Consider the following 16,600-nt stretch of genomic DNA (forward strand, 5'->3'; position numbering starts at 1 on the left):
AGAGTCTCCTCAGCTGTAGGCGATGGACGTGCCCTGGTCAGCGGCCTCGTTCGCGGCCACGACCAACCTGGTCAGCTCGAGCGCGCGTTCGATGTTCTCGTCCGCGCGGGTGCCGTTGTTGATGTGGTCGACCCACTGCGCGAACGCGTCCTGGCCGTGGTCAGGCACCGGCACCTGCTCGCCGTTCACCGTCAGGACATTGCCGTCGTCGGTGTAGGTGAGCGTGCCTTCGGTACCGAAGAGCTCGATCGTGAACGGGTTCCGGCTGGCGAACCCTGCCTCGATCACACCGATCTTCTGGTCGGCGTACCCGACGACCACGACAGCGTTGTCTTCCAGGCCGCGTTCGGCGATCGACCGGTAGGTCGCACTCACCGTGTCCGGCTGTGCGCCGAGGAACAGCTGGGTCAGGTACACCGGGTGACAGCCAAGGTCGGTCAGCGCGCCGCCGATCGCGGTCGTCGGCTCGAAGAACCGCTGCGGCAACCAGCCGGCGACACCGTCGCGCGGAATCGCGCCGTCATGCGAGAGCCGGACCCGGCCGTAGGTCAGCGTCCCCAGCTGCCCGCTGTCGATCACCTCTGTGATCGCCTGGGTGTAGCCGTGGTAGAGCCGCGGCAGCGAGACGATCAGCTTCACGCCGGCGGCATCGGTCGCCGCGATGATCTCCTCGGCCTCGGCCACGGTAGGTGCGAGCACCTTCTCGGTGAAGATGTGCTTCCCGGCCCGGGCCACCTTCAGCATCACGTCGCGATGCTCGTTGGTCGGAGTGGTGATCGCGACACCGTCGAGGTCGTCACGGGCGAGCAGCGCATCGAGGTCGCCGGTGAACTCCACACCGAACTGGTCGGCCGCGTCCTGGCAGCGCTGGGCGTCGTCGTCCCAGACGGCCACCAGGTCCGTACCCGGATGCTGTTGCGCCTGCCTGGAGTAGTCGCCCGCGTGCACGTGCCAGAAACTCAAGGTCGCGATCTTGAGCGGTTTGGACACCATGGTCCTCCTCAGTGGGAACGTTTCGGATCGACCGCCGGACCACCGTACAACGTTGTCATCGCGGAAGAGGAGGGGTCGGCGCGCCCGTTCGCACGATGAGATCCGTGCGCAGAACGAATGCTTATAGTTATTCAGGAGTCCAGCATTATCCGAGGAGTCACGATGAGCGAGGAGCCCGCCGGCGGGGACCTGTCCCGGTTGCGGCAGCTCAACGCGGCCGCCGTGCTCCGGGAGTTGCGCGGCGACCAACCGCTCACTCTGACGGAGTTGTCGAGGCGGACCCGGCTGTCGCGGGCCTCGACCGAGGACGTCGCCCGGGACCTGCTCGGACGGGGCTGGCTGACCGAGGTGGCGCCCGCGCTGGGCTCGGTCGGAAGGCCGGCCAGGCGGTACCGGTTCAACTCCGGGGCCGGCCGGCTACTGGGCCTGGACATTGGCGGGCACAAGGTGCTTGCCCTGGTCACCGATCTCGACGGCGAGGTGCTGAGCCAGGCCCGGATCGCGGTCGATCCCGGGCTCGGACGCCGGGAACGGCTTGCTGTACTGGACAAATGCGTCACCAAGGCGATCGCCGGTGTCCAGCCGGGGCAGATCTGGTCCACCGGGGTCGCAACCACCGGCCTCGTCGACGGAACCGGCAAGGTGCTGCTGTCCGACTCACTGCCGGAGTGGACAGGGGTCGACCTCGCCGGGCACGTACGCCGGCTCGTCTCCGGACCGGTACGGGTGGAGAACGACTGCAAGCTCGCAGCGCTGGCCGAGACGTGGCGCGGCGTCGCCCGGTACGCGAAGGACGTGGTGTTCCTGCTGGCCGGACTGCGCACCGGCGCCGGCCTGATCATCGACGGGAAGCTGCACCGCGGGTTCGCCAACTGGTCCGGTGAGATCGGCGCCCTGCCCGCCGCCGGCTGGCTCCGGGCGCCGGAGCATCTGCACAACTGGCTTGCGCGAAACGGACGGCCGGACGTGTCGGACGAGTTCGAGAGCGTCTTCTTCGCTGCGCGCGGCGGCGATCGCGAGGCTGTCCGGGCGGTTCGCGGGTATGTCCGCGACCTCGCCGTCGGCGCCTCGGCGCTGGTCCTGACGCTCGATCCCGAACTGGTGGTGATCGGTGGCGGATTCTCGCGGTCGGCGGACGTGATGGTCGAGCCGCTGCGTCGCGAGCTGGACCGCTGGTGCCTGCGGACACCCGAGATCCGGATCTCCGCCTTCGCCGACGAAGGGGTCGCGCTCGGCGCGGTCCGGCTGGCCCTCGAGCAGGTGGAGTCCGCCGTCTACAACGGCCTGAGGCCTTGACATAGTTTTCCTGGACTCCATGATTATTCCTATCGCCCGCCCAGCGAGAGGAAGCATCATGATGCGTCCGTTCCGCCTGCTCAGCGCTGCCCTGGCCGGCATTGTGCTCAGCGCCGTCCTCGTCTCCCCCGCCCACGCCACGATCAGCGGCAGCACCGCCACCAACACCGCGACGACAGTCACCTACCGCTTCTCCTACACCGGATCCCCGCAGTACCTGCGGGTCTACGTCGACACCGACCGGAACGCCGGCACGGGCTTCGCGCAGGGCGGCACCGGCGCCGACTACCTGCTGGAGAACGGCAGCCTCTACCAGCACACCGGCAGCGGCTGGAGCTGGACCTTGGTCAGCGCGGTCACCTTCTCCGGTACGGGCGGAGTCGCGCAGTGGACCGTGAATCGCGCCGACCTCGGCGAGAGCGCCTCCCCCAACGACGCCGACCTGATCTTCCAGGTGGAGGCCCCGCTGGAGTCTTCGAGCAAGTACACCCACGTCTACAGCGGCGGCGGATCCGGCGGCACCGTGACGTACACCGCGGCCACGGACAACTTCGCCAACCCCGAGCGCGGCTTCTACCACCACACCGGCGACTGCGACAAGGCCGACTTCTCCCAGACGACTCTGCAGAGCTACCGCACCAGCCAGGGCATCTCGCTGGTGATGTGCGTCTTCTACCTGGCCGAGTACAAGAACGGCCCGATCGCGCAGGCGGCGCTCGACCAGTTGCAGCAGCAGATCGACACCGTCCGCGCGGCCGGACTCAAGATGGTCCTGCGCTTCGCCTACACCACGTCGACCGCCGGAGACGACACGACCAAGGACCGGATCCTGGCCCACCTCGACCAACTGGCGCCGTACCTGAACGCAGGCAAGGACGTGATCGCGGTCGTGCAGGCGGGGCTGATCGGCGCGTGGGGTGAGTGGTACTACACGCAGAACTTCGGCAACGCGGGCACGATCACGACGACCGACTGGGCGAACCGCAAGGCGGTGACCGACAAGCTGCTCAGTGTCGTGCCGTCGACCCGGATGGTGCAGCTGCGGACGCCGAAGTTCAAGCGGACCCTGTACTCGACCACGCCGGTTCAGTCGGCCGCGGCGTACAACGGCTCGGCGCTGTCCAGGCTCGGTCACCACAACGACTGCTTCCTAGCCAGCGCGGACGACTTCGGCACCTACGAGAACACCGCGGTCGAATACCCGTACCTTCAGTCCGACACGACGTACGTCGCGCTGGGCGGCGAGACGTGTGGCTCCAACCCACCGCGGTCCAGCTGCCCGACGGCCACCAGTGAGCTCGCACAGTTCCACTGGTCCTTCCTCAACACCGACTACGAGCCAACCGTGCTGAACTCGTGGAATACGGGCGGCTGCCTGGCCGACGTCACCAAGAACCTCGGGTACCGCTTCCGCCTGGAGTCCGGCACGTACCCGGCGACCGCCTCACCCGGCGGCAGCCTGCCGGTGTCCTTCACCGTCCACAACGACGGCTATGCGACGCCCTTCAACCCACGCAACCTCGAGCTGGTACTGCGGAACACGTCGACCGGCACGACCTACCGGCTCGCGATGAGTTCCGATCCGCGGCGCTGGACCGCGGGTACGTCGACCACGGTGTCGCAGACGCTCACCGTGCCCGCCAACGTGCCGGCGGGTTCCTACACCCTGCTGCTCAACCTGCCGGACCCACTCCTGTCCACTCGCCCCGAGTACTCGATCCGCCTCGCCAACCAGGGCACCTGGGACGCGGCGACCGGGATGAACTCGCTCCTGCACACCCTCACCGTCAGCTAGGGAGTTCTTGATGAGAAGGCTTGTCACAGCGGTCGCGGCGATCGGTCTGCTACTGCCAACCCAGGCAGCCATGGCGCACAACGACCCGCCGACGACCACCCGCACCTACACGTCGACCGACGAGGTGATCGCCAACCCGGAGCGCGGTTTCTACCACCACACCGAGACGCACTACCGGGCCGACGGCACCGGTTATGTCCCACTCGACCTCACCACCCTGCGCAACTTCCGCACCCAGGAGAACATCACCCAGATCCTGCGGCTGTTCTACCTGGAGAAGTTCTCCAAGCAGGACGTGATCGACCAGCACTACCTCGACCTGGTCCGTGCGGACTTCCGCACCGCACGCGCCGCGGGCGTCAAGATGATCGTCCGCTTCGCCTACGCTCTGCCGGGCGACGGCTGGCCGCCGCCGACGCCGTACGGCGACGCACCGGTGGCCCGCGTGGTCAAGCAGATCCAGCAGCTCACCCCGATCCTGCGCGAGAACTCCGACGTGATCGCGGTCGTCCAAGCCGGGTTCGTCGGATTGTGGGGTGAGGGCTACTACACCGACTACTTCTCCGATCCGCAGGACCCGAGCGTGGTCACCGACCAGAACTGGGCCGACCGCAAGGCCGTCGTCATGGCCGAGCTGAAGGCGCTCCCGAAGGACCGGATGATCCAGGTGCGGACGCCGTACATGAAGCAGCGCATGCTCGGGGTGCCGACCGGGACCGCGGGCGCCCTGACCGCGGCGCAGGCGTACGACGGTTCGCCGCTGGCCCGGGTCGGTCATCACAACGACTGTTTCCTGGCCAGCCCGGACGACTTCGGCACCTACCTCAGTGACCCGATCGAGCTCGACAAGGATTTCGTTGCCCAGGACACGAACTACGTGCCCGAGGGCGGCGAGACCTGCGCGGTGAACTCACCACGGTCGGACTGGGAGTCGGCGTCGGCCGAGATGGCGCGACTGCACTTCTCCTTCCTGAACATCGAATACAACCAGGACGTGCTGGACACCTGGGGCGACAACCTCACGACGGTCAAGCAGAAGCTCGGCTACCGATTCGCCCTCGCGCAGAGCACGGTCACGACCAAGGCGCAGCCGCGCGGTGATGTCAGGGTCGACCTGCAGGTCCGCAACGACGGCTGGGCCGCTCCGTACAACCCGCACCAGGTGCAGCTGATCTTCCAGAACGACAAGCACACCTTCAAGGTCAACGTCCCGGCCGACCCACGCCGGTGGGGCGCCGGTACGACGACCAACCTCAACTGGAAGGTCGCCGCACCGCCGATCCCCGGAAAGTATCGCTTGTTCCTCAACCTGCCGGACCCGCTCCTGTCCACCCGCCCCGAGTACTCGATCCGTCTCGCGAACGACGGAACCTGGCAACCGAGCACCGGCTACAACGACCTCGGTCAGACGGTGACTGTCGGATAAGGATCCAGGCCCCGAACGGTGTGCCCGGAGCCTGGTTCCGGGCACACCACCTGACTCCGGCCCACCAGCGTCAGGCGGCCGAGTAGCGGTGGGCCTCCAGCGCGAGCAGGTCGACGACCCGCGGCAGCTCCTGCCATACCGAGGCGACGCCGATCGTCCGCAGGCGTTCCTCGACCCGCGGCACGGCGACGGGCTCCTCGGCGATGACGGCCAGGATGCTTCCGCCCGCCGGCAGGGTACCGGCCAGTTGCTGCGGGCAACCGTTCGCGAGGGCGGTCATCGCAGGCTCGCCAGTGCAGCGCGGGCTGCGTTGTAGCCGCACATCCCGTGCGCCCCCGCGCCGGGCGGTGTCGCCGCAGAGCACAGGAACACACCGGGTACGCCGAGGCCGTAAGGATGCAGGGTGACACGCGGCCGGAAGATCAGTTGGCGCGCGGTGTTGGCACCGGTGATCACATCACCGCCGAGGTAGTTCGCGTTGCGTTCCTCCAACTGGGCTGTCGTCTGGACGGTCCGAGCCAGGATCAGGTCGCGGAAGCCGGGAGCGAACCGTTCGATCTGCGACTCGATCAGCAGCGTCGCGTCACCGCCGTAGCCGCTGGGCACGTGCGCATAGGTGTACAGCGGCCGCACGGAACCCTCGGCACGAGACGGGTCGGCCAGATACTGCTGCCCGACCAGAACGTACGGCCGGTCCGGCATCCGCCCCGACACCACGTCCTGTTCAGCCCGCGCCAGCTCCGCGTAGTCCCCGACCACATGCACGGTCCCGGCCCGCCGGGACGCCTCGTGCGTCCACGGCACCTCACCGGAGAGTGCGAAGTCGACCTTGAAGACCCCCGGCCCATGCCGGTACCGGAGCAAGGCCCGCCGGATCTTGGCCGGCATCGCGTCCCCCACGATCCGCACGGCCGCACTCGGTGCGAGATCCAGCAGAACGAGGTCCGCATCGCCGACCTGATCGAGTGATTCGACCCGCACGTTGGTCTCGACCTTGCCGCCGTGCTCCTCGAGGGCGGCGATCATCGCCCGGTTGATCGCCGCCGATCCCCCTTCTGCCACGGGCCATCCGTAGGCGTGCGCCGCCGTACCGAGGGCCACGCCGATCGCCGCCGAGAAGGGCGCTGACAGCGGTCGCACCGCGTGCGCCGCCACACCGCCGAAGAGCGACCGCGCCTCTTCCGTCGACCATCCCTTGGCGAGCACCGAGGCCGGTAGGGCGGACAGAGCACCGAACCGCGTCATCGCGACCGGATGCGACGGCACGCGTACGACGGGGCGCAAGAAATCCGACGTGATCCGGTCGAACCGCTCCGTCAGCGGGCCGAACACCTGCCGCCACCGGCGACCGTCGGGCCCCAGCGACGCAGCGGTCTCCTCAACCGATCGCAGTACGGCGGCACCGCGCCCGCCGTCCAGCGGATGCGCGTACTGGACCTCCGGCCACCGCCAGGTCAGGCCGAACCGGGCCAGGTCCACAGACCGGGAGAACGCGGTGTCGACGGCCAGCGGATGGAACCCTGAGCACTCGTCATGGATCAGTCCGGGCAGCGTGAGCTCGCTGCTGCGGGTGCCGCCGCCGGGGCGGTCGGCGGCTTCGAGCACTTCGACGTCCACCCCGGCCTTGGCGAGAGTGACTGCGGCAGCCAGTCCGTTCGGCCCACTCCCGACGACGATTGCCCTGGTCATGATCCACCACCTCCCGAGCCGTCCGGCGCCGACTCGACGGTCGCAGGCGGAGGAGTCGGTACCGTCTTGTCTACCGCACCCGGCCGCGGGTAGCGAACGCGCTGGTAGCCGGGCAGGCGCCACTCGACCGTCAGCGGGATCGGTCCGTTCGGCAGCCAGGGCTGCTCGGCGACGGCGTCGGCCACCTGGTAGGTCCCGCGCTCGACGATCCCGAGCGCCGCGTCGATCACGACGTACCGCTGGAAGTTCTTGTGCACCGGCTGCGACTCGATCCACGCCACGATGAACTCACCAGGGGCGAATCCGCAGCGCCGCTGGATCGAGGCGATGAACTTGTGGTCGTGCAGGTGGCCGTCGCCGAAGTTGAAGCCGACGATGCAGTTCGTCATGAACTCAGCTTCGCGGATCGCGTAGTGATCGAGGTCGTCGCCGAGCTGATCGACCAGGATCGAGTTCAGCGCGCGGCCCTGACTGTGCAGCGCGCGCCAGCCCATCACCTGGTAGAGCGCGACCTCAGCGGCGTCGCGGCTGCCGAGCAGTTCGGTGGCCTGGTCGATCACCATCGGCGCCGGCTTCACCAGCCGCTCGTTCAGCCGCTGCTCCGCGCCAGGCGCGAAGGCCCAGGTCGCGGACGCCCAGTTGCCGGCGTACTGGCGCATCGACGGCAGGAACGACACCAGGTCCGGCCGCAGGTTGCCCAGCACCGGGAAGAACAGCAGGCCCGCCGCGGTCAGAACGAGCAACCACGGTGTCATGTCCCCCAGACCGAAACCGTCCCAGTTGGGATTGCCGAGGAACAGGAACCCGGCCGCGAACGCGAACAGCACGTTCCACTCCAGCGGCACGGCCAGCGGGAACGTCGAGGTGATGAACAGGTGGAAGCAGATCATCAGTACGGCGGCCACGATCGTCACGGTCTTGTTGGTCGAGAACAGCAGCACCAGGGGCGTGACGATCTCGACCAGGGTGCCGCCGACGTGGGCGAGCAGGTTGCCCGCGTGGGAGGGCCGCAGATCCTCGGGGAACTTCCGGTAGTTGATCCGCTTCATCGCCTTGAACGGGACCCACGGCGTGTTGCTGACCATCGGCGGCACGACCATGCCGAAGTGCTTGCCGAACTTCGAGAAGCCCGCCCCGACCCACACCACGACGATCAGCAGCTTGAGCGCGACGATCATGTCGACGGCGCCGTACAGGGCGAAGAACACGATCGCGGGCAGATACTGCTCGCCGCGGGCCTGCAGGAAGAACACCTTGTCCCGCAGGCCGAGCCCGATCAGCAGTAGGCCGAGGATCACCATCAGCACCGGGGACACCCGGCCGCCGGTGAAACCGTGCGCGGTCAGCCCGGCGTCGTCGACCGTTGGCAGGACCAATGACAGCACCAGCGTGACGATGATCGCGAGGTACAGGCCGACGTCCACCGGCCTACGACGGTCCCCGTCGGTCAGCGGCACCTTGCCGGGCCACGGTGGTTCACGGATCGTGTCGACCCGGCCGTACGTGCGCCAGCCGCCGGTGAACGGCTTGAAGTGCCCGGCCAGCGGACCCCAGGACCCGGCCACGCCGAGCGCCTCGAGCAGCACGGTCCACAGGATGAACTTCTGGTAGAGCACCGGCTCGGTCCAGAACCCGCCCGGGTGGAGCGGGTGGAAGCCCGAGGTGAGAGTGCCGACCAGGTAGCCACCGGCGATGTAGAAGAACAGCAGCTTGACGATGTAGATGACGTGGAAGATCTTCGGTGAGCCGAAGCCGTTCTCGGCCCAGTAGCGGGACAGGATCCTGATCCGCTCCAGGTACGGCAGGTCGTAGACCTTGTCCGGTTCCACCGGGGGAACCGAGGGTTTGCTGAATCCCATCGTGACGCTCCTTCAGTGGCGGAGGGACTTGCGGATGGCGGGTTTGTCGGGTTTGCCGACCGGGTTCTTCGGGATCGCCTCGACCACGTGAATCGCGACCGGGACCTTGATCTTGGTGAGCTTCGTCCGGCAGAGCGCGAGCAGTTCGTCCACCTCGATGATCCGGTCCGGGTACGGCGCGACCACGGCGACCGGGACCTCGCCGTACACCGGATGCGGCGCGCCTACGACGGCGGCCTCGAGGACGGCGCTGTGACCGTGCAGGACGGTCTCGATCTCCTTGGGGTAGATGTTCTCGCCGCCACGGATGATCATGTCCTTGATCCGGTCGACGATCCGCAGATACCCGTCCTGGTCGAGGATGCCGACGTCGCCGGTGTGCAGCCAGCCGTCACCGAGCGCCTCGGCGGTCGCCTCCGGCCGGTTCAGGTAGCCCTGCATCACATTGGCGCCCTGGATCACGACCTCGCCGCGGTCCCCCGTCGGCACCAGCGTGCCGTCCGGCGCCATGATCGCCACCCGCTGTCCGGGCAGTGCCACACCGACGGTTCCCGCCTTGCGCTTGCCGTCGACCGGGTTGGCCGTCGACGCGCAGGTGCCCTCGGTCAGGCCGTAGCCCTCGACCAGTCCGATCCCGAAGCGCTCCTCGGTCGCGGCGAGCAGTTCCGTCGAGGCGGGCGCCGCGCCGCAGATCGCGAACCGGATCGAGGACGTGTCGGCGAGGACATCGAAGGGCTGTGAGACCAGGTGCGAGTAGATGGTCGGCACGGCCGAGAAGTACGTCGGCCGGTACTTCGCGATCGCGGCCAGGAACTCCACCGGCTGGAACCGCTGCAGCATGGTGAGCCGGCCTCCGACCGCGATCGGGGTGAGGAAGCTGATGCAGATCGCGTTCACGTGGAACAGCGGCAGGACCAGCAGGCAGTGGTCCTGCTCGGTGATCTCGAGGTGCTCGGCCATCATCGCGGCCATCGCGCCGATGTTGCTGTGGCTGAGCATGACGCCCTTCGGCCGGCCGGTCGACCCGCTGGTGTAGATCAGCAGCGCCAGGTCGCCGGATTCGGTGACGGGTGCGGACAGCGTCCGGTCGCCGCGGCGGGTCCGGCGCAGATCGTCGACCGAGATGCTCGGCCGGCCACCGGTCGGCGCGTCCGGGCCGGCGTTCACCACGACGGCGGCGTCGGCGTCGTTGATCTGGTAGTCGGCCTCGTGCGTGGTGAACATCGGGTTGATCGGGGTCGCGGCGGCACCTAGGCGCCAGGCGGCGACCAGCACGACGAGCAGTTCGACGCGATTCGGCAGCATTACCGCGACCACGGAGCCCGGCCCGACGCCGTACCCGGCGAACTGCTCGGCGACGGCGTCGGTCCAGGCGCCGAACTGGGCGTAGGTCAGGTCATGGTGTGCGTCACGGATCGCGGGCCGGTCGTCGTACGCCGCGGGCCGACGCCACGGGAGATAGTCGAGATTGGTCACGGTTTCCTCCGCTCTGGTTGTCCTCGACGGTAGGAATTCGCGGGTCGTCGTGCACTGTGCGCGGGACACGAAGCTCGGCCGCCGGTTCGTGCTCGCGGGCTGACAGCCGCGGCGACCGGGCGCACAATCGGACCGGGAGAACGGAGCTGCCGTGACTGCTGACAGGCTGCACGGGGCCGCGGTCGCCCGCGTGACGGCACTCGCCACTCAGATGGGCACCGAGCTGCCGGCGCTGACCAAGACCCTGCACAAGGTCCTGGCCGATTCGATCGAGGACCTGCAGGGCGATCAGCTGATCGTCGAGCTGCTGGGGGCGAGTATCGAGAGCAACCTCGAGACGGTCGCGCACATCCTGCGGTACGACGTCGCCGTCGACGAGGTCGCCACCCCGTTCGCCGCCGAGGAGTACGCGCGCCGGCTGGCTCAGCGCGGGATCGCGCCGATCGCGCTGGTCCGGGCCTACCGGCTCGGACAGCAGCAAGTACTGGACTGGGCCTTCGACGAACTCGGGCGGGATGCCGACCAGTCCGTCGCGCTCGCCGCCGGCCGGATCATCGTGGACACGACCTTCCGCTACATCGACCGGATCTCCGAGCAGGTGGTGACCGCCTACGAGTCGGAGCGGGTGCGCTGGCTGGCGAACCGCAACACGCTCCGCAAGGCGATGATCGAGGAACTGCTCCGCGGCGAACCGGTCGACCTGGCCGCGGCCGAGGGCGCGCTCAGCTACCGGCTCCGGCAGAACCACGTCGGGGTCGTGCTCTGGAGTACGTCGGGGTCCGGTGGCGACGAGAACCTCCGCCAGCTCGAACGCCTGCTGCAGCAGGCGGCCACCGCGGCTGGTTGCTCAGGGCAACCGCTGTTCGTGCCGCGGGACCGATCGACGGGGTGGGGCTGGATCCCGCTCGGCCGGGGCCGCCCGGCGATCACCGTGGCCGGTGACGACGACGGCGACCGCTGGATCGCGGTCGGCTCACCCGCGGCCGGAGCGGACGGGTTCCGGGTCACGCACCTGGAGGCGTTGCGGGCTCAACAGGTCGCGCTGGCGGCGCGGGAACGCGCGCACCGGGTCACCACGTTCGCCGATCCGCAGGTCCGGACGGCGGCGATGATGGCCGCCGACCTCGAGGGGACCCGCCGGCTGGTGCGGAACGCGCTGGGGCCGTTGGCGGCCGATACCGAGGCGGCCGACCGGCTGCGCGAGACGTTGCTGGTGTTCCTGGCCGAGAAGGGCAGTTATCTGGCCACCGCGGAGCGGATCCATCTGCACAAGAACACCGTGAAGTACCGGGTCGACAAGGCACTGGAGGAACGCGGCCGGCCGCTGGACGACGAGCGCCTGGAACTCGAACTGGCGCTCGTCGCCTGCCGCTGGCTGGCCGGCTCGGTGCTGATGCCTCCTGCACCCTGATTCAGCCGTGCTGCTTGGCGAGCAACCGCAGCCCGACCATCGGGACGCCGAGGGCGATGACGGACAGGACGGGGATGAGAAAGGCGATCATCGGAGTTTCCTTTCGGTGTCGCCGAGGTGGGGTTCCGGCTGGCAACACCAAGAATCGCAACTCAGGGCCTCTCCCTTCCTGGCCCGGCGAGCCGAACTTCCGGCCGGCGACTGTGCCGGCCGCACAAACCGTCAGGTGCGGGCGTCGTGGGGGATGCCGGCGGCGGCGTACGCGTCGGCCTCGTCGAGGGTTTCGTGCTTGAGGAGTTGCTCGGCGATCGAGTCGAGGCGGGTGCGGTTCTCGCGGAGGAGGCGTCTGGCCTCCTGGTAGCACTGGTCGATCAGGCGGCGTACCTCCTCGTCGACGGTGTTGAGCAGCTCGTCGGAGGCACCGGCCATCCGGGGGTCACCCTCGGACGGCAGGACGGAGACCGGGCCGACGGCTTCCGACATGCCCCAGCGGCCAACCATCGAGCGCGCGATCCGGGTCGCGCTCTCCAGATCACTCTCGGCGCCGGTGGTGACCACGCCGAGGACCTCCTGCTCGGCGGCCATACCCCCGAGCGCTCCGATGATGCGACCGCGCAGGTACTCCGTGTCGTACCCGTAGCGGTCCATCTCCGGCGTGGACAGTGTGACACCGAGTGCCCGGCCACGCGGGATGATCGACACCTTCCGGACCGGATCCGCGCCGACCTGGATCATCCCGAGCAGCGCGTGACCTCCTTCGTGGTACGCCGTACGACGTCGCTCCTCCTCGGGCATGACCACGTTGCGCGCCGTACCGAGCTGGATCTTCTCCAGGGCGTCGGTCAGATCGCGCTGGTCGATCTCGGACTGGCCTTGGCGGGCGGCGGCCAGCGCGGCCTCGTTCAGCAGGTTGGCCAGATCGGCGCCGGTCATCCCGGGCGTGGACCGGGCCATGGCACGGAGATCGACGTCCGGGCCGAGCGGCTTCCCGCGCGCGTGCACCTCGAGGATCGCCTCGCGCCCCTTCTGGTCCGGCGCGTGCACGGTGATCGTGCGATCGAACCGGCCCGGCCGGAGCAGCGCCGGGTCGAGGACATCGGCACGGTTCGTCGCCGCGAGGGTGACGACACCCTCGGTGCCGGTGAAGCCGTCCATCTCGGTCAGGATCTGGTTCAGGGTCTGCTCGCCCTCGTCGTGACCACTGATCGACCGGGCACCGCCGCGGGCACGTCCGATCGTGTCGATCTCGTCGATGAAGATGATCGCCGGTGCCACCTTGCGCGCCTCGCCGAACAGCTCCCGGACCCGGCTCGCGCCGACCCCGACGATCATCTCGATGAACTCCGAGGCACTGGCCGAGAAGAACGGCACCCCGGCCTCCCCCGCGGTCGCGCGAGCCAGCAGAGTCTTGCCGGTCCCGGGCGCACCCTCGAGCAGCACGCCCTTGGGAGCGCGGGCCCCGAGCCGGCGGTACTTGTCCGGGTCCTTCAGATAGTCGACGACCTCGGTGATCTCGGCCTCGACCTCGTCGATGCCCGCGACGTCGGCGAAGGTGACCCGCACGCTGGTGGGATCGATCGGCTTCTTCTGCTGGCCGCCTCCGAGCAGGCCGCCCAGCCCACCGCCGGCGGCGCGGCTGCGCCGGAACAACCAGAAGTAGAACGCGGCGATCAGGATGAACGGGCCCAACGAGATCAGCAGGTTCCACAGCACGCCGCGCTGCTGGACCACCGGCGTCGCCCGGACCGTCGCGCCGCTCTTCTGCAGCGCCCCGAACAGGTCGTCGTTCGCGAACGTCGGCCGCTCGGTGGTGAACTTCGTGTACGTCGAGTCGGTCTTGCCCGGGATCGGGGCGGCCGCCTTCAGCCGGCCCTCGATGGTGTCACCACGCGAGAACACCTCGGCGACGTTCTGCTTCTGCACCTGCGCCGTGAAGTCGGTGTACGCGACGGTCTGCTCGCCGCCGGACATCTGGTCCTGCATCGTGGTGATCAGGAACAGCACCAGATACCCACCGACGACCCAGGCCACCCACCGCCACCACCGCGGCCGCCGCGGCTTGTCCCCGTTGCCCTGAGCGGTCGGCAGCCCCTCGGTCCGCCACGGCTTGTGGGGATGCCGCTGCGATCCGTTGTCCCGGTCCCCCTGATCAGGCGTGGACTTCTCCTGCGGCGGCTGATCCTTCTCACTCATGCTGGCTCCGCTGGTGACCTGCCCGCGCCCTGGACACGCGGCCTCAGCCCAACATAGGTCGCCACCGGCGGGTTTGCCGAGCACCGACGCCACTCCGGCGACCGGTCGGCGCCGGTACGATCTGGCATGGCGATCCCCCTGGTGCTCGACTGCGATCCGGGACACGACGACGCAATGGCGCTGCTGCTGGCGGTAGCCGATCCCGCGGTCGAGTTGCTCGCGGTGACGACTGTCGCGGGCAATCAGACAGTCGACAAGTGCACGGTGAACGCCCGCCGAGTGCTGTCCCTGGCCGGAGTGACGGATGTCCCGGTCGCCCGTGGTGCCGACCGGCCGCTGGTACGACGGTTGCGCATCGCCGACGATGTCCACGGGCAGACCGGTCTGGACGGCCCGCTCTTCGAAACCGAGCCGACCGTGCCCGAGTCGCCGTCAGCTGCCCAGGATGTGTTGATCGACGTACTGCGGAAGCACTCCACGCCGGTCACCATCGTGGCGACGGGAGCGCTCACGAACATCGCGCGGCTGCTCGCATCGGAGCCTGCGCTGACCCCGAAGATCGCCGAGATCGTCTGGATGGGCGGCTCGACGGACCGCGGCAACATCGCGCCGCTCGCGGAGGCCAACGCGTACGTCGATCCCGAGGCGGCGGACCAGGTGGTCCGGTCGGGTGTCCCGTTCACCATGTGCGGTCTCAACGTCACGCATCAGGCTTTGGTGACGGACGACGTACTGGCGCGCTTCGAACGGATCGGGACGCCGCTGGCCCGGATCTGCGTCGAGTGGATGACGTTCTTCGCCTCGACGTACCGGCAACTGTGGGGGTTCGAGGCGCCGCCGTTGCACGATCCGGTCGCGGTCGCCCGGGTGATGGATCCGGCGATCGTGCGCTGCGTCGAGGCGAACGTCGTCGTCGAGACACAGGGCGAGTGGACGTCCGGTGCGACCCCGGTCGACCTCTTCAACTACACCGGCCGGGCGCCCAACGCGCAGGTCGCTGTCGAACTGGATCGCGAAGCCTTCTGGACCAGAATCGTCGACGCCGTCACGGCTCTCGGCTAGATGGTGACGACGAGGCGGCCGTCGGTGCTGCCGGTGGATTGGCGATGCCAGGCGGTGGCGATATCGGCGAGCGAGACGGTCTCGTGCGTGACAGCGACGGCTCCGTTCGCGGCGTGTTGCAGTACGGCGGTCAGCGCATCGCGGCGTTGCTCCGGGGTGATGGCGTTGTTCGTGTAGCCGAGGACACTCGCCGTACGGCTGCGGAGGACCGACGAGGAGAACACCGCCTCGTCACCGGACGAACCGCCGAGGTTGACCAGGCGGCCGTACGGGGCGAGCACCCGCGAGGCCGCGGTGGCGGGGATGCCGAAGACAGGGTCGATGACGACGTCGACAGCACCATCGGTCGCGTCCCTCAGCCGGGCGGTGAGCGCATCCACGTCGGGGCCTGAGGCAACTACTTCGTCGGCGCCGGCGGCCAGGGCCCGGTCCCGTGCCGCGTCCGACCGGCACACGGCGACCACACCGTCAGCACCGAGGAGCCGGGCCGCGCCGATCGCGACCTGGCCGACCGCCCCGCCGCCACCGAGCACGAGCACCTGCTCCCCCGGCTTGAACTGAGCCCGCCACGTGAGCGCCATCCAGGCCGCCACCCCGGACAGCCCGAGCGCGGCGACCTCCGTGTCCGGGACGGGGGTGTCCAGCACCACGAGATCAACATCCGGTACGGCGCAGCGCTCGGCGAAACTGCCGTCACCCGCGGCCATCCCGGCCGACGTCGCGAAGAACACCCTCGTCCCGGGCGGCACCACCTCGGACTGCTCGACCACCCCGACCCCTTGCACCCCGGGCACATACGGCACCGCCGGCTGGCCGAAGTACGACGTACCGGACGCACACAGCAGGTCGAGCGGTACGACGGGGGCCGCGGTGACGCGGACGACGGAGTACCCGTCGGACGACACCGGGTCCGGGTGGTCGGCGTGGGACGGCGGTTGGCCGTGGGTGTGCAGGACTGCGGCTCGCACGGGATCTCCTAGGTGGCGACGTCTGGATAGGGAAGCGTGAGATGCTGCAGCGCGCGGCCGTAAGCCTTCTGGTACTCGAGCGGCCCGTGGTCCCGCTCGAACATCGCGATGAACAGCGTGAGCGTGAGGAATGGGTGTGCGCCTAGCCCGAACAGCGCGACATGATCGTGCTCGATGAGCGCCCGGCGTTCCTCGTCGGTGAAGGCGAGCCACGTGGACCGCTCGGCGGCGTGGCAATTGAGGATCTGATTGGCCATCTCCTGCTCCCACCAGGCGACGGTCCCGCCGGCGTCCTCGCGATAGCGCTCGATCAGGTCGGGATCGCGGTCGACGGTGTAGAGGAACTTGTCCAGCAGGTACTTGCTCATCCCCGTCCTCGCTTCGCTCCGGGCGCTGATGAGGCACGGACCGCGCTGTGCTTGATGGTGAACT

Annotated in this window: 13 protein-coding genes; 5 read left to right on the forward strand and 8 right to left on the reverse strand. The window is 68.8% G+C overall.

What is annotated here, in order from left to right; all coding sequences use genetic code 11:
• Window positions 1–9: 9 nt before the first annotated feature.
• Complete coding sequence (locus OG558_RS37260; protein ID WP_405067209.1) at window positions 10–993, reverse strand: Gfo/Idh/MocA family protein; 984 nt, start codon at window positions 991–993, stop codon at window positions 10–12.
• A gap of 162 nt (window positions 994–1,155) precedes the next feature.
• Between OG558_RS37260 and OG558_RS37265 the strand changes: the two genes are divergently transcribed.
• From OG558_RS37265 to OG558_RS37275, 3 genes are read left to right on the forward strand one after another with little or no spacing between them, the layout of a single operon-like run.
• Complete coding sequence (locus OG558_RS37265) at window positions 1,156–2,289, forward strand: ROK family protein (RefSeq protein ID WP_405067210.1); 1,134 nt, start codon at window positions 1,156–1,158, stop codon at window positions 2,287–2,289.
• A 58-nt stretch (window positions 2,290–2,347) separates the two neighbouring features.
• Window positions 2,348–4,084, forward strand: coding sequence for a DUF4832 domain-containing protein (locus tag OG558_RS37270; RefSeq protein ID WP_405067211.1), 1,737 nt, complete (start codon window positions 2,348–2,350; stop codon window positions 4,082–4,084).
• 10 nt (window positions 4,085–4,094) lie between these two features.
• Window positions 4,095–5,510, forward strand: coding sequence for a DUF4832 domain-containing protein (locus tag OG558_RS37275; protein WP_405067212.1), 1,416 nt, complete (start codon window positions 4,095–4,097; stop codon window positions 5,508–5,510).
• Between the two features lie 70 nt (window positions 5,511–5,580).
• Here OG558_RS37275 and OG558_RS37280 read toward each other — a convergent pair whose 3' ends face one another.
• From OG558_RS37280 to OG558_RS37295, 4 genes are read right to left on the reverse strand one after another with little or no spacing between them, the layout of a single operon-like run.
• On the reverse strand, window positions 5,581–5,790 hold the full coding sequence (locus tag OG558_RS37280; protein WP_405067213.1) for a hypothetical protein: 210 nt from the start codon (window positions 5,788–5,790) through the stop codon (window positions 5,581–5,583).
• Window positions 5,787–7,199, reverse strand: coding sequence for a phytoene desaturase family protein (locus OG558_RS37285; protein WP_405067214.1), 1,413 nt, complete (start codon window positions 7,197–7,199; stop codon window positions 5,787–5,789). Before OG558_RS37285 ends, OG558_RS37280 begins: the two co-directional genes overlap by 4 nt.
• Window positions 7,196–9,058 (reverse strand): DUF3556 domain-containing protein, encoded by a 1,863-nt coding sequence (locus tag OG558_RS37290; RefSeq protein ID WP_405067215.1) that lies wholly within the window; start codon window positions 9,056–9,058, stop codon window positions 7,196–7,198. The genes OG558_RS37285 and OG558_RS37290 overlap by 4 nt, the downstream gene beginning before the upstream one ends.
• Window positions 9,059–9,070: 12 nt before the next feature.
• A complete protein-coding gene (locus OG558_RS37295) occupies window positions 9,071–10,534 on the reverse strand; it encodes a class I adenylate-forming enzyme family protein (RefSeq protein WP_405067216.1) in 1,464 nt (487 codons plus the stop codon).
• 151 nt (window positions 10,535–10,685) lie between these two features.
• Here OG558_RS37295 and OG558_RS37300 point away from each other — a divergent pair, with 151 nt between their 5' ends.
• Complete coding sequence (locus OG558_RS37300) at window positions 10,686–11,945, forward strand: PucR family transcriptional regulator (RefSeq protein WP_405067217.1); 1,260 nt, start codon at window positions 10,686–10,688, stop codon at window positions 11,943–11,945.
• Between the two features lie 222 nt (window positions 11,946–12,167).
• Here OG558_RS37300 and ftsH read toward each other — a convergent pair whose 3' ends face one another.
• Complete coding sequence (gene ftsH / locus OG558_RS37305) at window positions 12,168–14,138, reverse strand: ATP-dependent zinc metalloprotease FtsH (protein ID WP_405067218.1); 1,971 nt, start codon at window positions 14,136–14,138, stop codon at window positions 12,168–12,170.
• A 126-nt stretch (window positions 14,139–14,264) separates the two neighbouring features.
• Here ftsH and OG558_RS37310 point away from each other — a divergent pair, with 126 nt between their 5' ends.
• Complete coding sequence (locus tag OG558_RS37310) at window positions 14,265–15,200, forward strand: nucleoside hydrolase (RefSeq protein WP_405067219.1); 936 nt, start codon at window positions 14,265–14,267, stop codon at window positions 15,198–15,200.
• Here the strand turns inward: OG558_RS37310 and OG558_RS37315 are convergent.
• Window positions 15,197–16,168: a zinc-binding dehydrogenase gene (locus tag OG558_RS37315; protein WP_405067220.1), complete on the reverse strand. Its 972-nt coding sequence runs from the start codon at window positions 16,166–16,168 to the stop codon at window positions 15,197–15,199. The two genes, OG558_RS37310 and OG558_RS37315, sit on opposite strands and share 4 nt — an antisense overlap.
• A gap of 8 nt (window positions 16,169–16,176) precedes the next feature.
• Window positions 16,177–16,536, reverse strand: a complete 360-nt coding sequence (locus tag OG558_RS37320; protein WP_405067221.1) for a hypothetical protein — start codon at window positions 16,534–16,536, stop codon at window positions 16,177–16,179.
• Between the last annotated feature and the right edge of the window lie 64 nt (window positions 16,537–16,600).

It is taken from the genome of Kribbella sp. NBC_01510, from assembly GCF_045040325.1.
In the GTDB taxonomy this organism is placed as follows: Bacteria; Actinomycetota; Actinomycetes; order Propionibacteriales; family Kribbellaceae; genus Kribbella.